Origin of the sequence: Paenibacillus sp. AK121, from assembly GCF_019042715.1 — a bacterium.
Lineage (GTDB): Bacteria > Bacillota > Bacilli > Paenibacillales > Paenibacillaceae > Paenibacillus > Paenibacillus polymyxa_C.
In genome coordinates this window covers 43,034-68,121 of the sequence record NZ_JAHPJM010000003.1, presented here as the reverse complement: position 1 = coordinate 68,121, position 25,088 = coordinate 43,034, and the positions used below count along the sequence as shown (strand labels likewise).

Here is a 25,088-nt window from a genome sequence, read left to right as displayed (position 1 = left end):
CAACGAGTTTGAAAAGGTAGAATCTATCATTGAGGAACAAACAGGAAAGTCTCATTCGAAAGATTGGGTAGGAGAGAAGGCAAATCAGTTGAAACAAACATTACTTGATTGGGCCAATAATAAAAAAAAGGAGCATAACACAAAGCATAGTCCTTGTAGGGATGGTATCCCTCCTATTTGAGTCCAGAAGCAATTAAGTAGGCTGGAAGAAACCATGGAGGGACTTGCGTGGAAACAACAATTAGTGGCTGTAGCATTGGGTGGCGCACTCGTAATAGGTGCATTTGTTTATAGTTCATATGCTGCCGAATCGGAAGCTCCATCACAGATATCGGCTAAGGCGAAAGCAGAAGATATCCATATTCTCAACCTAGTGCAGGGAGACTCGCATAAACAGCAGCGGCTGAAGAGCACAGCTTGAAACCATTAAATACAACCGCTATAAAAGGTAAGTATGGTCTGATTATTAGAAAATCATATCGCGGAACTGACGGCGCTGAAGTTATGCTCATTCAAACTGAATCCAAAATGGATGAAGAGGCTACTATTGAGAGCATGACCGGAAGCCCATAAATAACCAGCCTCATAGATTACGTTCGCATAAATAGATATGAATAAATTTTTCTCCATATCTGTATATAAGTTTTCTACACTCTTAAGCAAATACAAATTCAACTCACTCAATATTTTTTCTTTCAATTGGGGGATTACCAAACTTATATTACTTTGGCGACATTGTAATCTCGGTTGCTGGTAAAAGTCACAAACAGCTAAAACAAGTTGGCTTATACTTTCTTGATCAAATTTTATTGATCCAATTGTCTGTTTTGCAATAGCATTTGAAGCGGAATTTCCCAAAATGGACAGTGAGAGTAGAGTAGAAGAAGCAAAACCCACTGTAAAATAATATAAGCTTCTTAGTCTTAGTAAGATAACTATTAAACTGTCTTCAATAAAAACATCGGCAGCAATGGACGAAAAAATAAAATCCTAGACTGCCGATGTTCGATTGAACTATCGTGTGCCTTTAGTTCAATCTTTTTCCTTTTCATAAAAGTTGTTGAACAAAGCTTTCTATCGTTGAAATCATGTCTTAATCCAATTCAATTTGTAAAATTCTAATCCCCACCGAGTTCAATCGTTTTCGTGGCGACCCGGTCATGAAATTCCCGATCATGCTCTACGAATACAATGGTGGGCGTGTATTCAAGCAGCAGCTCCTCAATTTGCATCCGGGAAATCACATCGACAAAGTTGAGCGGTTCGTCCCAAATATGCAGATGAGCCTCCTCACATAGGCTTCTCGCGATCAGAACTTTCTTCTTCTGCCCGCCGCTAAACGCCGATATATCCTTCTCAAACTGGATGCGAGCGAAATCTAGCTTACGCAACACGGCTTTAAATAAGCTTTCGTCAATTCTGTGCTCTGCTGCATAATCGGAAAGCGTACCTCGCAAATGAGAAGTATTCTGGGATACATAGGAAACGCGAAGCTGCGGATCTCGTTGAAACGTACCTGTATAGTACAGCTCCTCAGCGTTGAGCAGGTGAAGCAAGCTAGACTTACCTGAACCATTTGGACCTGAAATTGCAATCCGATCTCCTGGTTCAATCGTCAGACTAACGTTCTTGCATACTGCTCTTTCCCCGTAGTAAATCGTAACGTGATCCAGTATCGCCAATTCCGATTTGGGATACACGAGCTGAGAGATCGCAAGGCTTTCTGACTGTTCGATATTTCGGAGCAGTTTCGATTTTTCCTCTAAAGCAGTGTGTTGCCGCTGTTCGATGGATTTTGAGCGTTTCATCATTTTGGCTGCCTTATGTCCGACGTACCCCTTGTCAAGTTTGGAACCGGAATTTCGTGTGCCGTTTTTCGATTTTTCGGTCTCGAAAGACCAGCTACTAGTACGTTTAGCGGATGCTGATAAACGCTGTATGTCTTTGTACAGCTTTTCGTTTTGTGCCATTTCGAATGTATCCTGGCGAGTTTTGTTCGTCCACCAGCTGGAGAAGTTGCCTTTTTGGATTTCAATATTCGTTTTGTTGATCGACAGAATATGATCCACGCAGCGGTCGAGAAAAGCACGGTCGTGTGAAACAAGAATAAAACCACGCTTCGTATTCAGATAATCGGCGACAAGCTTGCGTGCGTGCAAATCGAGATGATTGGTCGGCTCGTCGATGAGCAGAAATCGATTGTCTTGGATGAATAGCACAGCCAGCAATACCTTCGTCTGTTCTCCTTGGGACAGCGATTCGAATGGTCGGTACAACACGTCTTCTGAAACCTTAAGCAGGTTCAGTTCACGCATCAGCTTCCAGTTCTCATAGCTTGGCACGATCTCTTCGACGACATCTAAAGTCAAATACTCCGGATGTTCGACGGGAAACGGAAAATAATCAAAGGCGACTGGTGTGGAGATCGTACCGCTGTATTCGTACTTCCCCTGCAGCAGGTTTAAGAACGTCGTTTTACCCCGACCGTTTCGTCCTGTAAAGCCCAACTTCCAGTCTGTATCAATTTGAAAATGAACATTTTCGAATATAGGGTCATAGCTGCCTGGATAGGCAAAAGTAAGATTGGTTACCTGAATGGCGGGCATGGCAATCATCCTTTCGTTTGGAAATAAAAAAGAGCCGCAAGAAAGGTGCTTTCTTGCGGCTCTAATCCATACGAGGAAATAAGACCCCATTACAAGGGGGCCATATGACTGTCCGGAGAGGGAGCGCAAACGAAACGCAGACCTTTCTTGCAGAGACGAAATAAAACGACCCTAGCCAATCGCTGAGTCCGTTCTTTTCGTGATCTCGAAGCAAGAAAGTTCTACATGTATCCGTTCAACTCCCATCATCAAATTACATCCAGTTTATCACAATAGTAATTTAACTACAACCTGCGTTAGTTTCATTTAGGATGAAGCCTCGCGTAGGTCGACATGCTCCTTAGATTGATTACTGTTTTTCAACTATCTTCTGCTATCATTGCTTCGCAACCAGCACGCCGGAAAGAAATACTTAAGGTTTGGATATAGGATAGGAAATGCATTAGCAGCGATACGGGCCCAAGATGATTATTAGAGCCAGTAAGTTAATTGGTAATGAGATAGAGGGCGGTATTATTACAGGTGCCTTATTCTGTACAGCAAAAGAGGGTAGGCGTATTTTTGGGGACTTGAATTCATTTCATGTAGATAATATGGGTGGGGGATATATTAAAATCTACGGATAATATGGTTTATTTTCAAAATGAGGTTAATTTTACTGAAGCTACTGTAAGTGGGCTTAAGCTCGGAGTTGAAGATTTTATTGAAAATCTCGGGGAAACAATCAGAGAGTTGAGAAACGATGTTGCTTCACTAAGAGGTGATATGTACGATGATGTAATTGTGAACGCTACATTTGATCCATCACCAAGAAATTTCCACTAGTTGGAAAGATGGTTTTAGGGGAATAAAATGTGAGCGTAAATGGAACAACATTGTTTGAAAACGCTATTGCCGTCGATGGTACAGCGTATGTACCTTTGCGCCCGATTTCAGAATCTTTGGGGACGAACCTAGCGGTGAAGGGGAAAACTATTGAAATTACAACAGGAACCCCTTCTTCATATGTGGTTGTTGAAGAGCAGTCACAAGCAATGGCTTTGAAGAATAACCCACATACCAATTGGTCCAAGGAACTAATTGTAAAGCACTCTGGGACTGTGGAGGAATTGATCGAAATACTTAATAATGATATTACAAAATCTGAAAAGTCATTGACTGACATCGATAGAAGAATAGGTGCGGCAGGCGACGATCAAAAACTTATTGAGCGCATTGAAAAAACCGTCACCGTGACAAAAAGCCCTCTTAAACAGAGGGCTTTTACTTTTATGAGAGGGATTAGTATTAGACTACCTTTAATAATAGGTATCTTAACACGTTTATTGAATCGGAACGCAAATTTCGCAACGATGATTATTAATAAGTTCAATTGTATAGCGCTCCAAGATAGGTTTGGTTTCATCTAATCTGAACTTTTGGTTTTTCAACTCTAGAAATATTTCGCCCCAAGCCTTTTGAACAGCTTCTGCTGTATGATTTATCTTAAAAACAGCGTATCTTCCTCCACTAATATTGCTTAGACTTACTTCATCAGTATTAACACAGTAACCATCAGGAATAACCAAACATGCATCGTAGCGACAATTTTCCGGCTTCACAAATGCAGGATTATCTTGGGCAATGCCGAGGATAATAGACTTATTATTAAATAATTTATTCGATTCAACCCAGTATTTAAATTTCTCCATTAGTTGTGAATTTGCAATTCCATACGGACCAATCTGTCTCATGTATGCAATTCTACAAGACGGTATTTTTTCAATTTCAGCCTTCATATTTTCTTCTCTTTCTTTTTAAAGTACATCGATGTCTGAAACCATCTTATAATGCTTTAAAATGATAAACAACTCCATTTTAAAAATAATCAAATTAGTGTCTAATACCCAAAGAGCAGACTTATGTGCCTGCTCAACGATGTGTGATATTAAACTGCTGTGTCACGATAGCTTAAACAAGTCTTACTTATAGAGACTCGATTCCCCATTCTTTATATAAGTCGTTAAGTTCATGCGATGTCTTTGTAACAAAACTCTTAACCACATCTACCTTTAAATAAATTGGGGTTATCTGGGGTTCATTGTTCTTATTACGTAGCCATTGTAGTTTTATATCTCGGTACTGATTTACTTCAATTTGTGTTAACAATGGTTCAATACTATAGGCATTTCCTACATAGAGCTTGTTGAGAACATCTTCTGCCCATTCTTCTCTTTTGATTAAATTAAATTCTACTTGGTTTGCTTCCATATTATAGATTTTTCTTATTTCATCTTTTTCTCCTTGATACTCACGTTCAAAATTCGAATAGACTGTTTCCGTCCATCTTATGTCCGCATAGATATGGGCAAAATACCCTAGTATGTAATCTGTCCAGTTAGTCTCAACATTAAGGTTTAAATAATACTGGCATCTTTCCTTAAGTACCTCACTACTAGGGAATCTATCTTCACAAACAAAATGTGTAATACCCTTTTCGCTTCTTGTCACATCTCCCCTTACATGGACAGCATCTGGAGCAATACTCCCAATTAAGAAACTAGAAGATGGAGTACGCGAGCAAAGTTCTAAAGCTATAGCAAAATGGACCATTGGATAAGGCATTCTTTAGAACCTCCTAAGTTAAGACAGTCGAATAGTTATAATGTAGCTATACGCCAATATATTACAAAATATTGAAACTGGGCATATTTGAAAATAGCTAGTCATTTTCTTTACCTTTATATTCTATAATTCGTTGAAGAGAAATATGAATTGCCCTGAGATAACTTACTATGGTTATAAAACCGATCACTAAAATAATTATGAGTAGATCCATAGGTAACTCGCTCCTAACTCAAACAGAAGATTTGGTCATCCTCCATATTACCATAATTGGAACTTTACTTCCTGTTAGCTTAAAGATGTATAGTCACTCTACAACCTTATTTTTGCTGAGCAATATTTCTGTTTAAAATCCGCACCGTTATAGTAATAAAACCAATTTAAGATATAGGTATGAAAGCCTCTGATAAATCAGGGGCTTATTTTGCGTCTTGAGGGGGTGACGAAACCCATGGCAAAGATAAAATCCACATTGGACATACAACTGGATCTAACCAGACCTGTTGAGGATTTAACTGAGATCATTTCTGCTGTAATTGCTTCACAGCCACATAAACGTAAAGAAATACTTGAGGGGTTGGATATAGCAGTAGGAAATGCATTAGCAGAGATACAGGCCCAGGAAGAAAAGGAACAGAAAGTAGACGATGATAGCTCAGGAAAAGTTTCCTGAACGGAGAGACGGGGGAAGCAAGGTGGATAAGTGGGAGGTTTTTAAGTTCAGTACTGCTTTAGGAAGCAGCGCTGTGACGTATTTTTACGGTGGGTGGTCGGGAGTATTGGGGGTGTTACTTGCTCTGGTCATTATTGATTATGTGACTGGATTATTTACCGCTGGCGTAGAAGGTAAGAAGGGAACCGGGCCCGGTTTAAAAAGCAAGATTGGTCTTATCGGTATCGCTCGAAAGGTATTTATTTTTGCAATGGTATCAGTATCCCATCTGATTGATGGAGTCTTAGGCGATTCGCACCTATTCCGGGATGCGGTCGCCTATTTTTATATGGCAAATGAGCTGCTTTCGATTCTGGAAAACGGGGGCAGGCTTGGAGCGCCAATACCACCAGTGATCCGACAAGCGGTTGAGGTTCTAAAAAGTAAAAGCGGAAGTCAGGAAGGGGACAGGGAAGATGCAAGCAAGGAAAAAAGGTAATGCCTAAGGAATAGACGTATCCCGTTATCAAGGAAAGATTGTTTGGAAGGCGGTCAAGGCAAGCGGCATTTCCTTTGCCTTTCTTAAGGCCAGTCAGGGTAAGTCATACCGCGACAAAACATTCATCGGTAATCACAGGCTGCACGAGCTGTCGGAGTCCTGATAGGGGTCTATCACTATTTAGACGATTCTGCGAAAACGCCAGAGGATGCCCGAAAGGAAGCTGCAAACTTTGTGAGCGCCATTAATTCAGTCGGAGGCATCGCGGCTTTCGATCTGCCGCCGGTTATGGATTATGAGTCCAACAAGTCCGGATTAAGCAAAGCGGAGCTTACAGCCGTAGCTAGGACATTTAGGTTTCACGCCAACGATGTACTTTTTTTGTAAAACAGAGGTGTTAGTTTCGTGAATAATCCAGTCACTATGGGCGGCGTACATACCAGCAAGGATGATGATCTTTGATGCTGGTTTAATCTGATTGTCTAATATTTCTTGAAGTTTTTTCTTCCCGACTGTAGTATTAGGGTCGATTGCTGGGTCATGTTCGAGAACAGAATAGTTTTTCCAAGTCAATTGCCCATCAGCTTGGGCCTCGTTGATCCACTGAACTACTTTATTATTAAATAGACTAAACTAATGCCAATATTATATTGATTTCTCAAAGATACCTACTACCATTCGTGAGCAAGTCAAAAAGTATTTTAAGCAACGATTACTTAGTAAAAATAAATTCGCATGGGGTACGGCATTAAATTATATAACGTTTTTACCATCTTTTTTTACATTTGTATTTACACTAGAACCAAAATGGAAAGATTTAAAAGCTTTAAAGCGAAAGCACATAGAAAAATACATCGAATTTCTACATGAATATTCAAATTCAACTGAAACAAAAGAATGCACATCCTGAAGCATATATATCAATAGCATTAGGTACTATACAAAAATTTCTTGAAGATATTCAACGATATGAGTATGAAATAGCTCCTGAAAAACATGTAAGATTGTTGATTTTTCCTGAAGATAAGCCTAAACCGAGAGAGAAATCCGTTGACCAATCTATTCCATTCCGGATTTTGTCTTAGAGCAGCTTTTTTCTCACCTAGATGAATTACATAAAGATATTGTTCCGATAGTTTGGGCGGCATTTAAAACAGGGCTTAGAATATCCGATGCATTAGAACTAACCTTTGACTGCTTAGTTCAACTAAACGGGCAATACTCTATAGTAACAGATATAAGAAAAACCTATGTGAAAGAACATCGTATTCCAATTGATGAAGAGTTAGCAGGAATCCTTGCCGTTCTAATCGATAAATCAAAAAAATATAGTAATCAAGATAATAATCCAAAGGATTATATTTTTGTGCGATATCGTGGAAAACGAAAAGGACAACCATATGGGCAAAATTAGGTTAATAGCGCACTAAATATATTAGCAAAAAAAGTGAATATCACTGACGAAAACGGCAATCTTTTTCATTTCGCGATGCTTCAGTTTCGACATACTTATGGAGTGAAAATGATAAATAGTGGTGCAGATATTCTAACTGTTCAAGAGCTTTTAGCTCATGCTTCTCCAGAAATGACAATGCGATACGCTAAACTATTAGATGAAACCAAAAGAGAAGCCTTTGAATCCGCTGTGAAGCAAGGAGTATTCAGTTTCGATTTAAATGGTGAAATTCAAGAAATTAAGGAAGGAGAAGATATACCAACAGATATTTTGGATGCTTTATGGCAAGACCATAAACTAAATGCGATGGATAACCCCTATGGAACGTGCCACGCTCGTTTGAACGGTAATTGCTCCCATATGGAAGCTCCCCCATGCCTCACTTGTGGTGACAATCAAACCCCATGTAAGACTTAGCTGTTGGTTTTTCGGAGTTAGATAAGCAAAAATATGAGCTTCATATTAAAACAACCACGAAGGCAATGCCGAATATGACCGTTCTGCCCACTTGAAAGCCATTCATACTAATCGTAAGGCTACTACTTCTCAAAAGGTAGAAGAAGCCATTAAAAGGCTCATAAGAGCCAATGAGAAAATAAACTTTAACAGTGTAGCAAGTGAAGCTGATGTTTCAAAAGCAATCTTATATAACAATAAGGACTTCCGTTTTATTCTCCCTCATAACTTCTTATTCAACTAACGGGGCAGTTTAGCGGAAGTAGGATTTTTATATTTTATGGAGAATTTACTGAATATAAATAAAAGAATCGTAAGGAAAAAATGGTGTATGAATATAATTACTATGGGAGTGAAAAAATATGCTATAATTCATTTAAATATTAATCGATGATACAAAATTTGTGATAAATCTATATCCCCAGATTTGTCCCATATATGACAGGAGTCAAATTTTAATGAATAGTCCAATCTAATATACCCCTATTAAGCCAAATTCGAATGAAATAATAGGGGATATATAATGAAATTGAATAAAAATTTTTCTTTATTACTTTTGGGTCAATCACTCGCTAATATAGGCGATGTATTATATATAGTCGGTGTTATAAGTACAATTTTTGTATTAACAGGTTCTGCAATTGCAGCATCGTTTGTTCCATTTACGATTGCTTCTTCTATGTTTATATCCAGTCTGCTGACTCCTCTTTTGGTTGAGAAATTAAATCTTAAATGGTTACTTGCTGGGTCACAAATTGTAAAGACGATTTTACTCTTTATTCTAGGGTTTATGTTAATTGGTTTAACAGCAGCTAATTATTATTTTATCTTTTTAATAATAGGATTGATTGCTTTTTTTGACGGATGTGCAAATCCAATAAGACAGACATTAACTCCATACTATGTTAAACCTGAATGTCTAATTCAAGCTAATGGAATTGCAGAAACAATTACGCAGACCATACAAGCAGGTATGTGGTTCGTAGGAAGTTCATTGCTAATTATTATGAGTTCTCAACAACTTATTTGGTTAGTTGGATGTTTATTTGTAATTGCAAGCATATTACTTTGCCTTTTAGAAAGTGTAAACCATAAAACAACCGAGCAAAAAGGGAAACTAGAAAAAATTAAAGAAGGTTGGAAAACTTTATCTAACACTCCAGTATTAAGAAGGATTGCTTGGATAGAATTTTTGGAAACAATTGCTGCAACGGTTTGGATAGCTGCTATTTTATATGTGTTTGTCAACGAGGCTTTGAACGTTGATGAAAAATGGTGGGGATTTATCAATGGAGCTAACTTTTTAGGTCTGATTTTAGGAAGTGCTTATTGTATTAAATTTTCTTCTTTTGTTGAAAAGAAAATAGGAACCTTTATTTTTGTCGGTTCATTTGCAAGTTTCTTATTCACAATATTATTTAGCATAAACAGCATTCCAATGATTTCCTTACTTTTATCGCTCTGTGTAGGGCTTTTTGGACAAATTAAAAAAATTCCTCAACAAACGGTTATACAAACTAGTGTGTCAAAAGAACAGTTATCAACTGTTTATACCTCGTTAGGTGCTATCGGAACTGGGATTTTTGGCGTTGGCTCTCTTGTTATGGGAGTATTAGCAGATTTGTTAGGAATTAGAATTGTATTCGTTATTTCGGGGCTATTACTTGCGATAGTAAGTACAATTGCTCATAAAAACAAGCAATTATTTGTTAGAAATGTTATGGAACAATAAAATTAAAGTTGAAGGATTTTATTAGCTTTAATGTCTTTGTTTTTTAATGACTATGTAATAGTTTGTGAAGTAGGGCCATCATTTTTGATGGTCTTTTTTTATGAACTTATTGTACTAACGGGTGCTTTAGTAAAAGAAGAAAGGGTTCTACATATTAGTCATATCTAATATGTAGAACCCTTTAAATTTTCTATCTTTTTTAAAATTAGGTCTTGATAATCCTCATAATGTCCAGTATATTTCCAAGCGTGGCTGATGAAAATATTGTATAATGCCATATAAATGAAGCTCCTTTTCCATATGATAATATAATGCAGAGGTGAGATTGTATGAATAAATTCAGAAAAAAGCCCGTTGTGGTAGAAGCCTACCAAACTCATGAAGAGTTAATTATTCAGACGCTTGAAGGTCCATTAAAAGCCTCGCCCAGAGATTGGGTTATTACTGGAATCTCATCTGAACTTGGTAAAGTGCGTGAGGAAGTAAATGTATCCAAATTTGAGGGAGAGCCACTCAAAACGGCGAAAAGTATCCATGTAAACCTGATATCTTCCAGAAAACTTACGAGCCGTTTGAAGCAGGCGCTTGCTGCTGATGGCTCTCTTTTTTTTGTTCATTTGCATGCAAATTAGCCCAATTGACATTTTCTTTTGAAATAACACTTTCCACACGCTCTACTAGCAAATTAAATGCCCCGTCTGCGATCTTGTAAATTCCTGTTCTCGTAAGATACATATACTTTTCTTGCCTCAGAGTTTCGCAAATTCCCCTGTATTCAATCCAATTTTCATGGTATTTGTGTAGACTAAGTATGCTTTCGAATAATGCTATACATGCTCCTAGAGCGCCAATAACAATGGCGATCCATCTTAATCCGGAGGAAAAGCTTGTTAAAACAGGAATCAGAGCAGCGGCAACTATCTCCGCTCTTTTTCACCGTTTGTAGTATTTTTGACACTCTATACTCTTTTTATCATACCAATTAATCTGATCATCAAGTCTCTCGGCAAGATATTCTCTTTCAGATATATCCATTGATCATCTCCCCCACATAGTAGAAATGTCATAGGTAATTCGCACTTGATAATTCTACATCATTTGACCTTCTTTGGGGAAAGTTGGAATAATTATTTACAAAATAGTCCAACCGTACTATAATCGTAACAGCACATACGAAAGCACCGTTGTGCAATCCGAAAGCATCGGTGATACCCTGCTGGCATACGCTGGTGGTTTTTTTTTGTTTACCTAGAAGTCCATTCCCTAAACAATGTCTCACATAACCTGTGGAGTAAACAAGGGAGGCGTTATGTGTGAGTGGAGCTGAAAGAGGTGGCGGGAATACTGACAGGACAGTTTGGATGTCGATAACTGTTATCCTGGCACTTTTTATTTTGTTGGTAGTTATCTTAACATTAACCCTTTTATAAAAGTTTTTAGGCTCTGCCGGTTTATCTGGTGTGAGCCTTTGTTTTGTTTACCTGCATACCCTGTCACTATACGAATTGATACATATATTAAGGTGTACAACAAGTAAAGGAGGTTAAAGCTATGAGTGGATGTGACAACACAACTCCAGCTCCAGTTGGTGGTATGTGGACTTCTACAGGAGCAATATTAGTGCTCTTTATCTTGTTGGTTATCATCACTAAATCACTTTGGATTTAATTATGTGAAGAAAAGGCTGAAGGACCACACACACTTTTTTCACTTCACTCAGTACAACTCCAAAAAACGTGCACTGACCCTGCTAGCTGTGCTGGTGGGGTATTTTTTTTGTATTAGAGGGAGGCATTCAGTTGGGGGAAATTAAGTCCAAAGGATAATCGTGTAGCTGGGCTTTTGCTAGACACTAAGTATGGCAACATTGTATTCATAAAGTGTCTCGGATATAACTCCAAGATACTCCCCTGCTTGAGGTTAGTTAATGTCTGATGGGTACTGGCCAGTAGTACCCCAAGCTTCGCCTTCAACTTTGTTACCGCCAGCTCGGAATTGAATTACGTATTCCCCTGATGGCATCCCGTTAGAGTATGAATTAAGACTAGTCCACGTTAATGTATCACCTTTGCCAACAGTTTTATTAAGGTATTCTCTCCCGTTACCCTGCAAGCTCCACGAAATTGTGTTGCTTCCTGTATTCTTCACTTTAATCTTTACATGTCCATAACCTTTTTTGACAGTAAACTCCATCGTCGGACTTGTCCCGCCAAGAACCTCATGTACTTCTTGACCAGTTGACTGGATAACTATACCTCCACGCCCCTTTGGTAATTCAACCCCCATATATGGTGTGGCGGAAGCAGCCAGCGGAGCTACTGCCGTAAGAGCCAATAGACCTGTAAGAATGATTAATGTGTTTTTAAACTTCATCAAAAACCGTCCTTTCGAATGGTATAATTTGTACTAATGACCAATCAAAGCACATAAAAAGGAATAAAATGTACTTTTGTATTAACAAAATGGAAAAAAATTTAATATTCGAAAATGCATATTTCCTATCTAGAACAAAAGGGTTTGAGCTTAGCGCAATTTGGACAACTTGCAGGCATGAATAGGGGAACAATAAGTGCTATTGTGACAGGTAATAAGTCAATGTCTGTTAACCAGCTTGACTTAATCACTGAGGCTATGGGTTTACCAGAAGGGGAGTTTTACGATCTGTTTATAGAAAACTTCATCATCGACCATCCTCCCAATATGAGACGAATCGAGCCGTTTTTGTTTCGCTGTGCGGAGTTGGACAAGTTGGATGCAATCCGTCGAGTGGTGGGAGCCATCATGGATAATCTGCTGTATTCACCCAAGCTATTTGAAATTGCAGAAAGATTGTTGGCGCAGGGACGACATGAGGCTGCACTACTGCTCTATGCAGGTGTGGCTGAAGCGGAGAGATATCAACATTCTGAACGTTTGGCAGTCTGCCAATACCGTATATTCACCATTCAAATCGGAGACGATCAAAGCCGAAATGTTAGGGTAGCAGCCGTTTTTGAGGCTTTTGTCGAACGCCTAGATGAAATAGATCAGCTTGATGCATTGAAGGATTTAGCTAACGTGTACAGGTCTTTGCGTAAATGGGACAAGGTAGACGAAATGGCAAGGCAAATGAGAGCTAAAGCTGAAATCCAATATTCGTTTGTCCATAACGAGAAACACAAAGTTGGAACGCCAGAAAAGAAAACAAGAGGACCGTTATTTGGATACATTGCTTATGCTGACCTGTTGTGTGCCAGTGTTTGTGAAGCCCGAGGCGATTATCAGCAAGCTTTACAATATACATACACCTATGCGGATTTAGACTGGGTTAAAGAGGACGACGAGGATACTAAGTACTGGATGAACTTGTTCAGTCAGTGGGCAGAAGGTAATACTTACGTATATAAGCTTTTATATGGAGATATAAATGTGCTGCATGATTATGTTGAATATATTGTAGCGACATCAGACACTAACGAAAATGAAAAGATATCAAAACTGCTTAATGTTTTAATTGCCGCAAACCAATATAGCATAGATGTAGACGATATACTTAAACGATTTGAAACTCTTATTGGGACTTTTTCGCAACAACCATCATCAGATGATATGTATACCCGACAAGTGATACCGGATTATATCGCGTGGTTTGGTTACGAGTTAGGTTTTTATTATTTACATCGAGGGAAGTACATTGATGGCTTTAAATATTTGATGAATGCAATGGTAAAGTCACATATAATAAATAATGAAACTTACTTTATAAACTGTATGGGGTTATTTGTTCGTTTTCAAGCCCATGCGGTTCCTGAAACTAAAGCTGAGTATTTCAATCTTATTGAAAGGGTGTGGGAAAACAATGTTCAAAAAAATGGTGCTTCTAATCATTGCGGCTAGCTTTTTGTTGATTGTTACTGTGCCGGATCAAGCCTTTAACCACCACCATAGTATTCAGCCTAACGTTACCATTGGAGGATTTTAAAAGCTAAAGCTCTGCCAAACTTATGGTTGGTAGGGCTTTCTTTAGTGCAGGAATTACCACACATACGGCAGAATAACTATCTGAGGTGATCAGCATGAACCATACATATAAAATGTTAAAGTCGGATATAGAACTATTTACAAGCTGCATTAAGACAGTAAGAGTATATGTAGTACAGCCGTTGGGTGGGGATTTGATAGATATTGTGGATTACGGTGGCGTAATGGAGAAGATTACACCAGAGTCGATCAAGATTAACGGATCTTACTTCTCTCGTAAGTAGTTTGAATTTAGAGTAGAAGTGAAAGAACCTACCAGATTGTAGACGGTGTCCCTTAAAGGTAGACTATATCAAAAAATAGGAGGGGAAAATGATGAAGAAAAGAATATTTCTGTTCTTGATTTTATCTTTATCTATAGCAACTACGATAGGTGCAGCTTCAGCTTCACCCAGTAAAACTAGTGGAAACAACATAATTTCTCAAAGATCGGGCGGAAGCGCAACTGTAAAAGAAGCCTTTAGTGTTCCTAAAGGATGGGGTCATGTTAAACTTTGTATGAAGAATCACTCTGATCATCCAGTAAGAGTAAGTTTAACTCACAGCGGTTCGAACAAACTATATATTGAAGCATTAGTAATCGCTCCTCATGATACAGTGACTTGGAAATCTACTGACCAAGGTTTTAGCGACGGTTTGCGTTCTGGAGACTACATACTTCAGTGGAGAGGCAGCGATTATAAAGTTGACGGAGAAACATGGGGAGTGGCTGATTCACAGCCTGGAAACCTCTAAATTCCCTAGGAATACAACTTGTCCTTCTGGCCATTTGATGAGAAAGGTTAACTGTTCAAGCAAGTAAGTGAATTAATCCCCTTAGTTGGTGGGAGAGCTTTTTTCGTTGATCAATTTGAATTTAGCGTAGATGTAAAAAAGGACTCTGCTGGTATGTAACCACTGTGACCCCAATTGAGGACACTTTGAATAAAGCCCGCTTAGGCAGCCAATAGATGGCTTCTGAATTCGTCAGGAATCATCTTTTTTAACGCCCATTGGTAGCGGCCTGAGTTGTAGTAAGCAATGTAGTTATCGATGCATGCCCGTAATTCTTGAATGGTTGCGCACGATTTGTATTCCAGATCACCCTTCATATGACCGAAGAATGTTTCCATAGAGGCATTGTCCCAACAATTTCCCTTCCGATACATAGACTGCCTGAAGCCTGCTTTACGGACCAGAAGGCGAATTTTGGGGTGGGTATAGTGCATGTCTTGGTCAGAGTGCAAGATGGCCTCAGGACGAACATTCCCATCGAACCGTTCAATTAACAACTGCAGCGTCCGCTTCATCAAGACGAGCTCCAGAGAAGATGACAGATAGTGAGCAAGTATCTGCTTGGTTGCCCCATCCTTCACACAAGACAAGTAGGCACACTGCCCGTGACCATAGTGCAAATAGGTGATATCTGTGAGCAATACTTTTTCTGGTTCCCCTTGGTCAAACTGACGTTTAGCAGGTTGGGGCATGTCTGGTGTTCCTGAGTCGCCTTGGCCATTTTACGGTATGGATTAGCTTGCCGAATCGTGGCGACAAGTTTGTACGTTCGCATGATCCGTCGGATCTTTTAGTGGTTCATAATAACACCATTTTCCCGTTCAAGCCTCATTTTAATTACCAATGCTCCTGCTTTGCCATGTAGGGCATCAAAATGCATCTTGATGAGCGCTAAGTCATGTTCATCTGCGCGAGCTTGCAACTGGCGTCTCTCCTCGGCATGAAGTCAGCGATAATAGCCGCTTGCACTGATGTGAGACAGTTTGCACAGGTAGCGTGTCATGCGCTTTAGGCTATATTGTCGGATCGTAAGGTTGATTATCTGATAGCGCTCGGGTGTCCATCTTACGGGTCACAGTTCAATTTAGCCGATAGAGTCCTTTTCTTTTTTATGTGAGTCGGATGTATATGAAGCCACTTAGTAATTTCTGTACATTAATTAGAATTGTCTTGCGCTTATATTGAGGTCCATTTGGGAACCGTCCTGGGTGTAAATGTATACACTATATGAATTTTTACTTTGAGAATAAATTTGCAAGGTCTTTTGACTACCAGGTGAAACTGAAGTGTCTATAGAGGTGCTAGAACCTAATTTCTTAATCTCTACATAAATTGTTGAACTTCCATTATTTTTAACGAACACATTGGCGTCTTCCCCATTCTCAGGGATCATGGTGAAGGTTTTCTCAAATGCTCCTTTTCCAGTGTGATGTATTGGATTAATCAATTGAACATCAAAAGGAGTAATAACATGCCCGTCCTGATTCTCAGTATTTTCAACCACTTTAATGAAACCATTATCAGTTTGATTTGCTGAAATTGAATCCTGCGCAAAAGCAGCAGGGCTTAGTGACAGAAGCAATGATGCGGCGATACCAAAACTCATTATTTTTTTCAAATTAAATCCCTTCTTTCTATAATTTAACTACAAAAATAATTATATATAATCTGTATATCTGTGTACATAGTTACTAAGTACCATAAAATTTAGTTGTTATGAGAATTGATAAATGGCAGTCTTATTTGCGATATATAATAGATAGCTCTGCTAACCTTAATTGGTCGGCAGCGCTTTTTTTTTTTTGGACTAGTTTGAATTTAGAGTAGAGGTAAAGGATTCAGCTGGGGAACTGGTGTAAGATCTGTTTCATACCCAATAAAAAATAAATATGCAAATATTTAGATTATATTTATAAATCAGCAAGTTTATGTTTAGACATGTTTTGAGGAATATATTACCTTAGTATCTGTTCATTAAATTACTAGGGGGAAATAATAGTGAAAATACGATTTATCAAAAAAATAGGAGTATTATTCGGGGCTTTTTTACTTGTAACGGTCAGTCTATTAAATTCAAATATTTATGCTGCGTCTGTTGGGGACAGGCTTACAGAACCAGAAGTAGGTTGGAAGAGATTTGATGATACTTATAAGACAATCTTGAGAGAAAATGGAGTGTTTGCTTTCGTACCATCCGATGAGCCAGACCAAGCATATAAAGAGGGATATTATTATAGTAAAGACAAAGGCGCGACAATTTCATTTGCTTTCACTGGCGAAAAGCTTAGAGTTCTAGCTCCAGTCTGGACTTTACAATCTAATAACATTGAAGTGAACATTGACGGTGTGAAAATAATGAATTATTCAGCGTATGGCTCACCAGTAAAACATCGAGTTATTTTGTTTGAAAAACTAAATTTAGACAAAGGTAAGCATATTGTTAAATTGACAAATAATCAAGCAGGTAAGGAATTTGAAGTTGATGCTATAGATATAGCAGAAGACGGAGAATTATTACCTATCAATGCTCCATTCAATTTAGATGCTTCTGCAGGCGACAGTAAAGTTACTTTAAAATGGGATCAAATCGAGAATGCAGAAAGCTATACAGTAAAATACGGAACAGAATCCGGCAAATATACTGAAACCGCAACAGCAACAAAAGATGCCTATGGAAACTTCATCATTCCAGATCTGACCAACGGAACAAAATACTACTTTGTTGTGAGTGCTAAAGTAAATGGTGTGGATTCAGAATACTCCAATGAAGCTTCAGCAGCTCCCCAAGGTGGAGGCGGTCAAACTGATCCTGAGCAACCAACAGGAAACCGCGCAATTCTGGTAGTCACCATGACAACTGGCTTAGAGAAAGAATTCGATCTGAGCATGAAAGAGGTAAATGACTTTATCGCTTGGTATGAAGGTAAGCAGGCTGGTTCTGGATCGGCTTCATATGCCATTAATAAGCACGATAACAATAAAGGCCCGTTCAGTAGCCGTAAGGACTACATGCTGTATGATCGTATCCTAACATTTGAAGTAAGTGAATATTCTAAATAAATTTAAAAGCTCTGCTAACCTTAATTGGTCGGTAGAGCTTTTAACTGTTCACGCCTCTTATAGTGTATCAAGGTATTCTTTCTGGAAATTGATAAAATCTTGCACACTATCGTGATAGGTAAATCTACCGCCATTTTTATCAATAATCCAGTTGATCTTCTCGTCATTTAACAAGACTCCATACATGCAGTGATGAAGCAGTTCAATTTGCTTTTCATCCCTAATTCGGATCAAGTATTTTTCTTGTTCGTCAATGAGATACCATTTCGTTTCTGCTTCATCCACATCCGCATCCACATACAGTATTGATACCGACAAGGGGAAGGGCCAGTCAAACCAATGTTCTCGTTTGTCTTCTCCATAACCTTCAAATGCCATGGTTATTTCCTCCTACTTGGATAATTTCCTGATTAGTTTAAATGTATCAACGTGCTGTGATTGTACGCTTTATTGATAACTGTTTTTTGGGAACTCGCAGCTGTTCTTAGCCTTTGGCATCTTGGCACCAATGCGGTGAATGACTTGCCGTTTGAAGGTTGGCACGAACTGCGATGCGTTTGTTTAGACTGGGGTAATAGGGAGGACGAACTTTATTGTAAATCCCTCATTTGCTCAATTTGTAAAGGCAATGCTAGTTCAAGGGAGAATTTTCGGTAGCCCCTTTTGGCAATGGACGACGTAGGCTTTTAGGAATACACACATTAATTTACTGCTGTTCTTGATTTATCCTACTAGCTCAGGAATATCGCCCCCATAATCTTTCCATGGCTTCACGTGCGCCATCGTAAACTTCTGCAAAAGTTTAGTGTAACTTTGGCAACGTCTATTCCGTAATTGTTGCATAATAGTTGTGTCCGCTTTCGTCGTTCATTGTTTTGATCTGTATAGTATACAGAAATGCCGGGTAACAAAGAAGTTGAATGCTTTGTTACCTGATATCGAACGCTACCACCAATACTCTACATTATTCTGCTGAGCGAAGACGGATACGCTCTATATTGTAATCATAGAGGGCTGGGATGGTGCCAAAAGATCATTACATTTCTCGTTTGGAAATAGTCATTATACGGTATTAAACCTCCAATGATCTGAAGTTTATTTTTCTGTACTCAGAATATAATTTGTCCATAACACATCAGGAGGCTGCATACATGTCATGTCATGCCAATAAGACTCGAAGGTAATGGATTAGGGGAAAGCATCCGCATCATACCGGAACATAAGGAAGCGTATCTAACACTCATGAACTACAGTTAACGGCGCGGCAAGCCAGAATTGGATGATCAGAAAGTGCAGCTAATCAAGCAAGCGCTAATAAAATTCCTACAACTCACGTACGGCTGCCACACGGTGAAGGTGATTTTAGCTGGGTTAAGTTGGAGAATATTATTTCTGCAGTACATAAAAGGCCCTAGGTAACCGGGGCTTTTTTTACGTCCTCTACCACGTTGAAAATATGTTTACTATTTAATATTTTTCGTATATATTAATGTTTGGAAATTAGTTTTTTTCACAAATTTTTCCTACAAAACTAGATTGAATTAACAGAGGAGATTATTTCAATGAGCATTTCATTAAGAATAGAACGCAAATCCGAGTGAACCAATCGAGTTTGTAAAAGGTGAGATCATTGGCTTTACTTATAATAATAATAGTTCCATAAAACTTTCAGCTAAGTCTCCGAACTTGGCTCATTCGCTACATATTCAAAGCAAAATTCCGCTTCATTCGCTTCCTTCAGTTATAGACAATGCGGATAATTCCAACATGCTGTATACATGGGCAACCACAGAATATAAACCTGATACTGAGGATTACTATCGCAAATGTAATATCCAAATCGTTAGAAATGAAAATACAATCCGAGATATTACGTTTACACACGCTTATGTAGATAAGTATCAAGAACAGATTGATACTAGCAAAGAGATCCTTGAGTTTGAACTTGTTTTAAAACAAAAAGAAGATCAATTGGGAAAAATTCAGTACAGTCCTCAGGTAGAACCTAAGGAAACAAGAGAACAGGATGAGTCTGATGCCTCGAAAAAAGTATTGGAAGGTGCATACAGTAAGAATATGTTAGTGTATGCAGGAAATAATACTTTTCCGTTTGAAAATCCGATGGTAGAACTAGAAAAGACTTGGGTGCGAGGCGTAGAGAAGGTAAAGAATTCAACAGATACTGTAATACATTATCCTGATCGTAAAGCATTTGCGTTAGTAGCTGTTCCTATAGCTCGAAAGAAGTACGGGGACATCACAGCCAATTTACTTCAACATTCACTTGACTACAAACCAGGAAATTTACACTTTAACGAGTGGTCATATGAGGCGCAGCAAGTTAAGAAATCTAAAGAGCACATCGCAATAGTTAATGATGAAGTCAAAAAAGCTAATGCTAAAAAAGTTAAAAGTTTTTCATATAATGATTCTAAGGGATTAGAAAGTGATAAAGATTTATATAATGCTTTTCACAAAATGAAGTACAAAATAGATGGAACATATGTAAACGGGCAATGGAAAATTACTACAACGTATTCTGATGTCTATAATTTTGAGTATAATTTTAAACAAATGTTTACTGGGAACAACAAACTTGGTTGGGCTGCAGCAAACCTAACAAATTTAATGGAATCATGGGGAACACTAAATGAGTATACGTCTTATGTAACAGTAACTGATACAAAAAAAGCTTGGAAGTGAGGTGTGAATTGCGGATGAAGCGTAGATATATCTTTATTTTGATCTTGCTCTCTCTACTAGTTATAACTACTACTATAATTTTTTTAGTGAATTTGGGGGATAATACGAAGTATAAATACCCATCAGGCAAAGATACCGTAGAATATTTTGGTGACGGGACTTTTCAAATTTATAGAGGGGGGCCGCACGACCCTTTAATTCTTTATAATCATCTTGCTGATCCGCTGGAAAATACTGTTGATAATATTGTGTCATATAAGATAAAAAAAAATATCGTATATGTGGTTGGGGAAAATGGCTTCATTAAATTGGATTCAAGTACCAACACGTACGAGCAAAAGAAACGGATTTCCGACTTTACTTCCAAAGATAGAGAGATATTCAATAAATTAATGGAAAAGTAGAGGATACCATAAGCAAATATGGTAGCAAGGGGGTTCTAGCTTGTTCACAAGTCCTATATGCACACAAGAAGAACTTTATCAAAAGTATATACAAGTCCAAATGTTGACTCTTAATATTAGAGATTTACCTAATATATTTTGTCGACTTCATAATTTTGAACGATTGCGTTTTGAAGATGACACTGAGGTTGGTTTCTGCAATTTCAGTTCTAAACTCTCGTAGAATTTTTATTTCAACGGCAGCCTTGGAAGGGGAAATATAATTCTAGACTGCCGTAGCTTTATTAAAATTAACATTCATCGTTAGCTTGCTCAGGAAACGAACTTTAGAGCTGCATCAATATATATTTTTAACTAGCTAGTTTCAGCCCCACAGCAGAGCTAAGGACCAACCCTATACACAAAATGCGCATTAAACCGCGGGGCTCACTATAAAAGATCATGCCGAGCATAGCGCCTCCAGAAGCGCCAATTCCAGTCCATACAGCGTAAGCTGTTCCCATCGGGAGTGTTTGCATTGCCAACGATAAAAATATAAAACTTAGGCCAAAACCAGTAATCAAAAGAGTCAGCGATTTCCAACTGCGGGTTTGATTGAACCTGTTTATAAGCAAAACCCCGATCATTTCAAAAATGCCCGCTAAGATCAAATACACCCAATTCATAGTCCACTTACCTCCTCTTTCTTCTTACTAAGCATTTTTAGTCCAATCACTCCAATAAGTAGCAGCCCGATTAAAGCTACTTTCGAAACACTTATGTCTGCGCCAAACAATAGAATTTCAGCTACTACAGTTCCAGCTGTCCCTAGCCCGACAAATACAGCGTATACAGTTCCAACCGCTAATGAACGAGCCGCCTTGATCATCAAATAAAAGCTGATGTAAATTGCGATTACTGTACCACTCCATTCCAAAAAACTATCCGCATGCTTTAACCCACTGACCCAAGCAACCTCGAATATAGCCGCCACAATGACTGAAAACCACGTTTTGTTCATAACACGCTCCTCCTTAAACTTCTTATTAAAAATTGTGCAAAAAAGAAAAAGATAAAAGCCCGGAAAATAAACCGCACAATGCGGTTATCTCCCAGGCTTTTATCCCTCCGTGTCACAGCCACTTGGCTGTGCGTTTTCTCTTGGACCAGACCAATCTTGCGATTGCGGAACCCTAGAAAACGTTTTTATTCAGTTATTGGTTAAAATCATACTAACACGCGATGTAACGTGAGTCAATTTACAACTCCACCACTAACCTGCCAGTTACTTTAACGCCGATGCTTAGTCTACAACTGCATTTTCACTGGATTCGCCTGGTTGGGTGTATTTTCTATTTAACTGAATGCCCGGTCACGGAGTCGTAGTTATACATATATTAAGGTGAAAACAATTAAAGGAGGGCTAAAGCTATGAGTGGATGTGCAGGTGTGTGGACTTCTACAGCGGCAATTTTGGTGCTTTATATCCTTTTGGTTATCATCCTTAAATCGTGTTGGGTTTAATTTTGTGAAGAAAATTGTATAGTGCCCCATCAACAAGTTCAATACCCTTATTTCTTTGGTAATCTGCCCGAAATCAGATTAGATAACAAGCTCTGCCGACCGATTAAGGTTAGTAGAGTTTGTTTTATTTGAGCATTTTCTTGATTAGCTTTAATAACTCAGAAGCACTATGATCCACTTTCATGCGTCAATGGTATTTTTATCAATGGTGCCTGTTTCTGTGGTGTTTTTTAATTACCAGCACGCCCTATCACAGAATGTATTCTTACATATATTAAAGTGACGACAGATAAAGGAGGTTAAAAGGCATGGGTGCATATGAAGGTAATGGCGGCGGCGGTGTATGGACTTCTACAGCGGCGATTTTAGTGCTCTTTATTCTCTTAGTTATCATCACTAAATCACTTTGGGTTTAATTTGTGAAAAGAACTGTTGGATAATATCACTTCACTCATGGATTGTAAAAGGTTGATTCCAGTAAGCGCATAAGCTATTTGGCAATAGCCACAGCATTCGCTGTTCTTTTGGTGGGTGCTTGCTGAATTTCTGCCATAATAGTTTTGCGCTTATTGGGTTTCGTCGGAAAGGGGAACGTCTCATTGAAGGGTTTATTAGCCTATACCGAATGCCTTTTCTTCAAGATCTTCTATAATTTCTAACGCAACAAAATATCCAAAAAATAATGTTAAAATATCCTCATATCGTTTTCCTGATCCTCTTGCGCTACTCAATATTATGTTTTGACTTTCTTGTATTTCTCTTTTATGGAGTGATAGAGAAACCACAGATGAATCAGGAGCGATCAGATCCACCATTAGAGTTGACAACTTTTTCTGAAACTCTTTAATTGGAAAGTCATTATTTTCTTTTGAGTACAGTTGCATAGGTTCAGGTGGATCTTTAAAGGTAATCGGGTATTGGGTATTGAAGACACCTTCATTAGCTATTTTGTCAGCAATTAATTTACCGAAAACGATACCCGCTGCAAATGCTTGCCCAGGGATTCTTCCCATACCAAGATCACCATTAAATTGAGCTTCTCCAGTAGCAAAAACACGATTTAAGTTTATAACTTCAGCATTAGCATTGATTTCGATTCCTCCTGAAGAATAGTGCATTGTTGGTGTGATTTTGATTCTTTTATTTTTAACCACCTTAGTGCTAAATCCATATTTTTTAAATCTTTCATTCAATATAGTTTCATCAGCATGGCTCATATCCAAGTACATATCTTTTTTTTGCTTGATGCAATCTAGTTCAAAATGTAAAATCTCGTCAATCATTTCGTGGTAATCATCTCGAGCAATAGCATCACAAATATACTCATCTTTTAATAGTTGAATTCCTTTCTCATCTACTATTTTCCCTTGGCTTAAAGATACAACTCCGCCCAATAAAATTTGTCTTCCATTGTATATTGACCAAGGATGAGACATTACAGTAGACATTCCCTTTAATCTTGCGCCTATTTTTTTAGCTAGGATAAGCGTTTCTCCAGTCGAACCCGGTGAATTATCATTGTAATTAAATTGTCCTGCATATCCTCCTGTAGCTAATACCAAATAATTAGTATAAATCCTGATAAATTGATCTAATTGAATGTCATAAAATAATGCGATAATTCCATCATCAGACTTTTCCAAATCAATCAAAATTTTATTACACAGCGGTTGTTCAATATGTTGTAACAAACAATTAACTAATTTTTTTCCTCCCTGTGATTTAATCAAACATTCAGGCATGATACCAAAGGATGTTTTCTCATAAGAGATTCCTAATTCCTCGAAAAAATTTATAACTATGTTGGAGTTTCTATATAGCGTTTCAATAACCGATCGATCTGCTCCACATTTATTAATCGTAAGATTAATAATATTGTTAATATCATTCTCCGATGGAACACGTGTATTTGCGGCTGCAAGAAAGGAGTTGCTTTGTTTGGGCGCATTCTTTTTTGTTGTAATGGTATACTTGATATTGTTTTTCGATAAATAATAAGCGACAGCAAGCCCCGAGATACCCGTACCGACAATCAAAATTGGAGTGTAGTGTTCTACGGATGTTACATTTCGTTCCATCATTCAATCTCCCTTTTTAAGATGCAGATATGATCTTCGGCTGAATCTCACAGTCCGTTTTCCACTTAGATATAGATATACAGTAGTATATGCAGCCGTGATATCTGACAAATATCGTTACGTTAAATTAAATACAGGCACATTTGCAAAAAGGAGAGGCAAAATAGAGTTGTTATACCCATCTTTAAGAAAAGATTACTGATATTTATAATATGTTTATTACCGATGAAGAATGGAATCTAAGTAATATATTTTTCCTAATTGTACAAATTTATTACTTATTTTGTCAATATCATCTAAGAAGTAAATAACTCGACTTTGAAGCATGAATATTCAAACCAATCAATCTTTGATGGCACTAGCGAATCTTTTTCTGTTAATTAATTATAAGGAAGTGTCTTTTGATAAGAGGATTGGCTTTCTAGGAGTGGAAAGCTTCTAAATTTTCAAAAGGGCATATTATATTACCGAGAAGCCGCTTCAAAATATATTTCAGAACATATCTTAGAACATAAGAATATAGAAGGAACAGCTATCAAAA

Annotated in this window: 30 protein-coding genes, 2 pseudogenes and 1 riboswitch; of the genes and pseudogenes, 19 read left to right on the top strand and 13 right to left on the bottom strand. The window is 38.1% G+C overall.

The genetic code is table 11. The annotated features are described in order from the left end of the window. Window positions 1–214: 214 nt before the first annotated feature. Window positions 215–421 carry a hypothetical protein gene (locus KSP24_RS06580; protein WP_216974756.1) on the top strand — a complete coding sequence of 69 codons (207 nt, stop codon included), beginning with the start codon at window positions 215–217 and terminating at the stop codon, window positions 419–421. A 697-nt stretch (window positions 422–1,118) separates the two neighbouring features. Here the strand turns inward: KSP24_RS06580 and abc-f are convergent. After that, on the bottom strand, window positions 1,119–2,606 hold the full coding sequence (gene abc-f, locus KSP24_RS06575) for a ribosomal protection-like ABC-F family protein (protein ID WP_216974755.1): 1,488 nt from the start codon (window positions 2,604–2,606) through the stop codon (window positions 1,119–1,121). Window positions 2,607–3,460: 854 nt separating this feature from the next. On the opposite strand from abc-f, the gene KSP24_RS06570 reads away from it, so the two are divergent. After that, window positions 3,461–4,015 carry a stalk domain-containing protein gene (locus tag KSP24_RS06570; protein WP_014599891.1) on the top strand — a complete coding sequence of 185 codons (555 nt, stop codon included), beginning with the start codon at window positions 3,461–3,463 and terminating at the stop codon, window positions 4,013–4,015. Here KSP24_RS06570 and KSP24_RS06565 read toward each other — a convergent pair. Further along, window positions 3,929–4,384, bottom strand: coding sequence for an AraC family transcriptional regulator (locus KSP24_RS06565; RefSeq protein ID WP_081317847.1), 456 nt, complete (start codon window positions 4,382–4,384; stop codon window positions 3,929–3,931). The genes KSP24_RS06570 and KSP24_RS06565 overlap by 87 nt on opposite strands. A 187-nt stretch (window positions 4,385–4,571) precedes the next feature. Beyond that, on the bottom strand, window positions 4,572–5,210 hold the full coding sequence (locus tag KSP24_RS06560; protein ID WP_013371527.1) for a hypothetical protein: 639 nt from the start codon (window positions 5,208–5,210) through the stop codon (window positions 4,572–4,574). A 451-nt stretch (window positions 5,211–5,661) separates the two neighbouring features. Here KSP24_RS06560 and KSP24_RS06555 point away from each other — a divergent pair, with 451 nt between their 5' ends. Genes KSP24_RS06555 through KSP24_RS25205 form a run of 4 tightly spaced genes read left to right on the top strand, consistent with a single transcriptional unit; the run spans window position 5,662 to window position 6,748 of the window. Then, complete coding sequence (locus KSP24_RS06555; protein WP_013371526.1) at window positions 5,662–5,883, top strand: hypothetical protein; 222 nt, start codon at window positions 5,662–5,664, stop codon at window positions 5,881–5,883. Continuing rightward, the gene (locus tag KSP24_RS06550) at window positions 5,858–6,361 is read left to right on the top strand and encodes a phage holin family protein (RefSeq protein WP_216974754.1); all 504 of its coding nucleotides are present in this window, start codon (window positions 5,858–5,860) and stop codon (window positions 6,359–6,361) included. The genes KSP24_RS06555 and KSP24_RS06550 overlap by 26 nt, the downstream gene beginning before the upstream one ends. A 10-nt stretch (window positions 6,362–6,371) precedes the next feature. Beyond that, on the top strand, window positions 6,372–6,524 hold the full coding sequence (locus KSP24_RS25600; RefSeq protein WP_367949303.1) for a GH25 family lysozyme: 153 nt from the start codon (window positions 6,372–6,374) through the stop codon (window positions 6,522–6,524). Beyond that, entirely contained in the window at window positions 6,521–6,748 is a 228-nt protein-coding gene (locus KSP24_RS25205) for a GH25 family lysozyme (protein ID WP_254207678.1), read from the top strand. Before KSP24_RS25600 ends, KSP24_RS25205 begins: the two co-directional genes overlap by 4 nt. On the opposite strand, the gene KSP24_RS25595 is transcribed toward KSP24_RS25205, so the two are convergent. Next, the gene (locus KSP24_RS25595) at window positions 6,677–6,934 is read right to left on the bottom strand and encodes a TIR domain-containing protein (RefSeq protein ID WP_048481108.1); all 258 of its coding nucleotides are present in this window, start codon (window positions 6,932–6,934) and stop codon (window positions 6,677–6,679) included. The genes KSP24_RS25205 and KSP24_RS25595 overlap by 72 nt on opposite strands. A gap of 70 nt (window positions 6,935–7,004) precedes the next feature. Between KSP24_RS25595 and KSP24_RS06535 the strand changes: the two are divergent. The 4 genes and pseudogenes from KSP24_RS06535 to KSP24_RS06525 form a co-directional block, all read left to right on the top strand. Continuing rightward, window positions 7,005–8,302: pseudogene (locus KSP24_RS06535) on the top strand (tyrosine-type recombinase/integrase); the annotation flags it as partial. Between the two features lie 23 nt (window positions 8,303–8,325). Further along, window positions 8,326–8,484: pseudogene (locus KSP24_RS25200) on the top strand (DUF6262 family protein); the annotation flags it as partial. Window positions 8,485–8,796: 312 nt separating this feature from the next. Beyond that, the gene (locus KSP24_RS06530) at window positions 8,797–10,005 is read left to right on the top strand and encodes an MFS transporter (RefSeq protein WP_013371521.1); all 1,209 of its coding nucleotides are present in this window, start codon (window positions 8,797–8,799) and stop codon (window positions 10,003–10,005) included. A gap of 329 nt (window positions 10,006–10,334) precedes the next feature. Beyond that, the gene (locus KSP24_RS06525) at window positions 10,335–10,637 is read left to right on the top strand and encodes a hypothetical protein (protein WP_216974925.1); all 303 of its coding nucleotides are present in this window, start codon (window positions 10,335–10,337) and stop codon (window positions 10,635–10,637) included. On the opposite strand, the gene KSP24_RS25590 is transcribed toward KSP24_RS06525, so the two are convergent. Next, window positions 10,567–10,926 carry a DUF4231 domain-containing protein gene (locus KSP24_RS25590; protein WP_216974917.1) on the bottom strand — a complete coding sequence of 120 codons (360 nt, stop codon included), beginning with the start codon at window positions 10,924–10,926 and terminating at the stop codon, window positions 10,567–10,569. The genes KSP24_RS06525 and KSP24_RS25590 overlap by 71 nt on opposite strands. 630 nt (window positions 10,927–11,556) lie before the next feature. Here KSP24_RS25590 and KSP24_RS06515 point away from each other — a divergent pair. Next, on the top strand, window positions 11,557–11,673 hold the full coding sequence (locus KSP24_RS06515; RefSeq protein ID WP_102163698.1) for a sporulation protein YjcZ: 117 nt from the start codon (window positions 11,557–11,559) through the stop codon (window positions 11,671–11,673). Between the two features lie 252 nt (window positions 11,674–11,925). Here KSP24_RS06515 and KSP24_RS06510 read toward each other — a convergent pair whose 3' ends face one another. After that, window positions 11,926–12,378, bottom strand: coding sequence for a hypothetical protein (locus KSP24_RS06510; protein ID WP_129549459.1), 453 nt, complete (start codon window positions 12,376–12,378; stop codon window positions 11,926–11,928). Window positions 12,379–12,492: 114 nt separating this feature from the next. Here KSP24_RS06510 and KSP24_RS06505 point away from each other — a divergent pair, with 114 nt between their 5' ends. From KSP24_RS06505 to KSP24_RS06495, 3 genes are all read left to right on the top strand, one after another. Beyond that, window positions 12,493–13,881, top strand: a complete 1,389-nt coding sequence (locus tag KSP24_RS06505) for a helix-turn-helix domain-containing protein (protein ID WP_129549458.1) — start codon at window positions 12,493–12,495, stop codon at window positions 13,879–13,881. Window positions 13,882–14,060: 179 nt separating this feature from the next. After that, window positions 14,061–14,249: a hypothetical protein gene (locus KSP24_RS06500; protein WP_129549457.1), complete on the top strand. Its 189-nt coding sequence runs from the start codon at window positions 14,061–14,063 to the stop codon at window positions 14,247–14,249. A gap of 91 nt (window positions 14,250–14,340) precedes the next feature. After that, window positions 14,341–14,760, top strand: a complete 420-nt coding sequence (locus tag KSP24_RS06495) for a hypothetical protein (RefSeq protein WP_025677576.1) — start codon at window positions 14,341–14,343, stop codon at window positions 14,758–14,760. A gap of 200 nt (window positions 14,761–14,960) precedes the next feature. Here the strand turns inward: KSP24_RS06495 and KSP24_RS06490 are convergent, their stop codons facing one another. The 3 genes from KSP24_RS06490 to KSP24_RS06485 all read right to left on the bottom strand — a co-directional run bounded on the left by KSP24_RS06490 (window position 14,961) and on the right by KSP24_RS06485 (window position 16,417). Further along, on the bottom strand, window positions 14,961–15,491 hold the full coding sequence (locus KSP24_RS06490; protein ID WP_129549456.1) for an IS3 family transposase: 531 nt from the start codon (window positions 15,489–15,491) through the stop codon (window positions 14,961–14,963). 98 nt (window positions 15,492–15,589) lie between these two features. Then, complete coding sequence (locus KSP24_RS25460; protein ID WP_276311643.1) at window positions 15,590–15,721, bottom strand: hypothetical protein; 132 nt, start codon at window positions 15,719–15,721, stop codon at window positions 15,590–15,592. Window positions 15,722–15,958: 237 nt separating this feature from the next. Beyond that, entirely contained in the window at window positions 15,959–16,417 is a 459-nt protein-coding gene (locus KSP24_RS06485; protein ID WP_216974753.1) for a hypothetical protein, read from the bottom strand. A gap of 380 nt (window positions 16,418–16,797) precedes the next feature. Here KSP24_RS06485 and KSP24_RS06480 point away from each other — a divergent pair, with 380 nt between their 5' ends. Further along, on the top strand, window positions 16,798–17,859 hold the full coding sequence (locus KSP24_RS06480) for a fibronectin type III domain-containing protein (protein WP_330706068.1): 1,062 nt from the start codon (window positions 16,798–16,800) through the stop codon (window positions 17,857–17,859). 57 nt (window positions 17,860–17,916) lie between these two features. Here the strand turns inward: KSP24_RS06480 and KSP24_RS06475 are convergent, their stop codons facing one another. After that, entirely contained in the window at window positions 17,917–18,237 is a 321-nt protein-coding gene (locus KSP24_RS06475) for a hypothetical protein (protein ID WP_013371509.1), read from the bottom strand. A 1,389-nt stretch (window positions 18,238–19,626) separates the two neighbouring features. On the opposite strand from KSP24_RS06475, the gene KSP24_RS06470 reads away from it, so the two are divergent. Both KSP24_RS06470 and KSP24_RS06465 read left to right on the top strand, forming a co-directional pair. Next, window positions 19,627–20,562, top strand: a complete 936-nt coding sequence (locus KSP24_RS06470; protein WP_254207656.1) for a hypothetical protein — start codon at window positions 19,627–19,629, stop codon at window positions 20,560–20,562. Between the two features lie 14 nt (window positions 20,563–20,576). Then, a complete protein-coding gene (locus tag KSP24_RS06465; RefSeq protein ID WP_199771159.1) occupies window positions 20,577–20,966 on the top strand; it encodes a hypothetical protein in 390 nt (129 codons plus the stop codon). 350 nt (window positions 20,967–21,316) lie between these two features. Here KSP24_RS06465 and KSP24_RS06460 read toward each other — a convergent pair whose 3' ends face one another. Together KSP24_RS06460 and KSP24_RS06455 are read right to left on the bottom strand one after the other, a co-directional pair. Beyond that, entirely contained in the window at window positions 21,317–21,631 is a 315-nt protein-coding gene (locus tag KSP24_RS06460; protein WP_064964213.1) for a DMT family transporter, read from the bottom strand. Beyond that, on the bottom strand, window positions 21,628–21,966 hold the full coding sequence (locus tag KSP24_RS06455; protein ID WP_129549452.1) for a DMT family transporter: 339 nt from the start codon (window positions 21,964–21,966) through the stop codon (window positions 21,628–21,630). The genes KSP24_RS06460 and KSP24_RS06455 overlap by 4 nt, the downstream gene beginning before the upstream one ends. 86 nt (window positions 21,967–22,052) lie before the next feature. Then, window positions 22,053–22,153, bottom strand: a riboswitch (guanidine-I (ykkC/yxkD leader). Window positions 22,154–22,376: 223 nt separating this feature from the next. Here KSP24_RS06455 and KSP24_RS25195 point away from each other — a divergent pair. Both KSP24_RS25195 and KSP24_RS06450 read left to right on the top strand, forming a co-directional pair. Beyond that, a complete protein-coding gene (locus tag KSP24_RS25195) occupies window positions 22,377–22,469 on the top strand; it encodes a YjcZ family sporulation protein (protein ID WP_225683653.1) in 93 nt (30 codons plus the stop codon). Between the two features lie 308 nt (window positions 22,470–22,777). Then, a complete protein-coding gene (locus KSP24_RS06450) occupies window positions 22,778–22,885 on the top strand; it encodes a hypothetical protein (protein WP_016821960.1) in 108 nt (35 codons plus the stop codon). Window positions 22,886–23,080: 195 nt separating this feature from the next. Here the strand turns inward: KSP24_RS06450 and KSP24_RS06445 are convergent, their stop codons facing one another. Next, window positions 23,081–24,547, bottom strand: a complete 1,467-nt coding sequence (locus KSP24_RS06445; protein ID WP_216974752.1) for an FAD-binding protein — start codon at window positions 24,545–24,547, stop codon at window positions 23,081–23,083. Window positions 24,548–25,088: the final 541 nt, after the last annotated feature.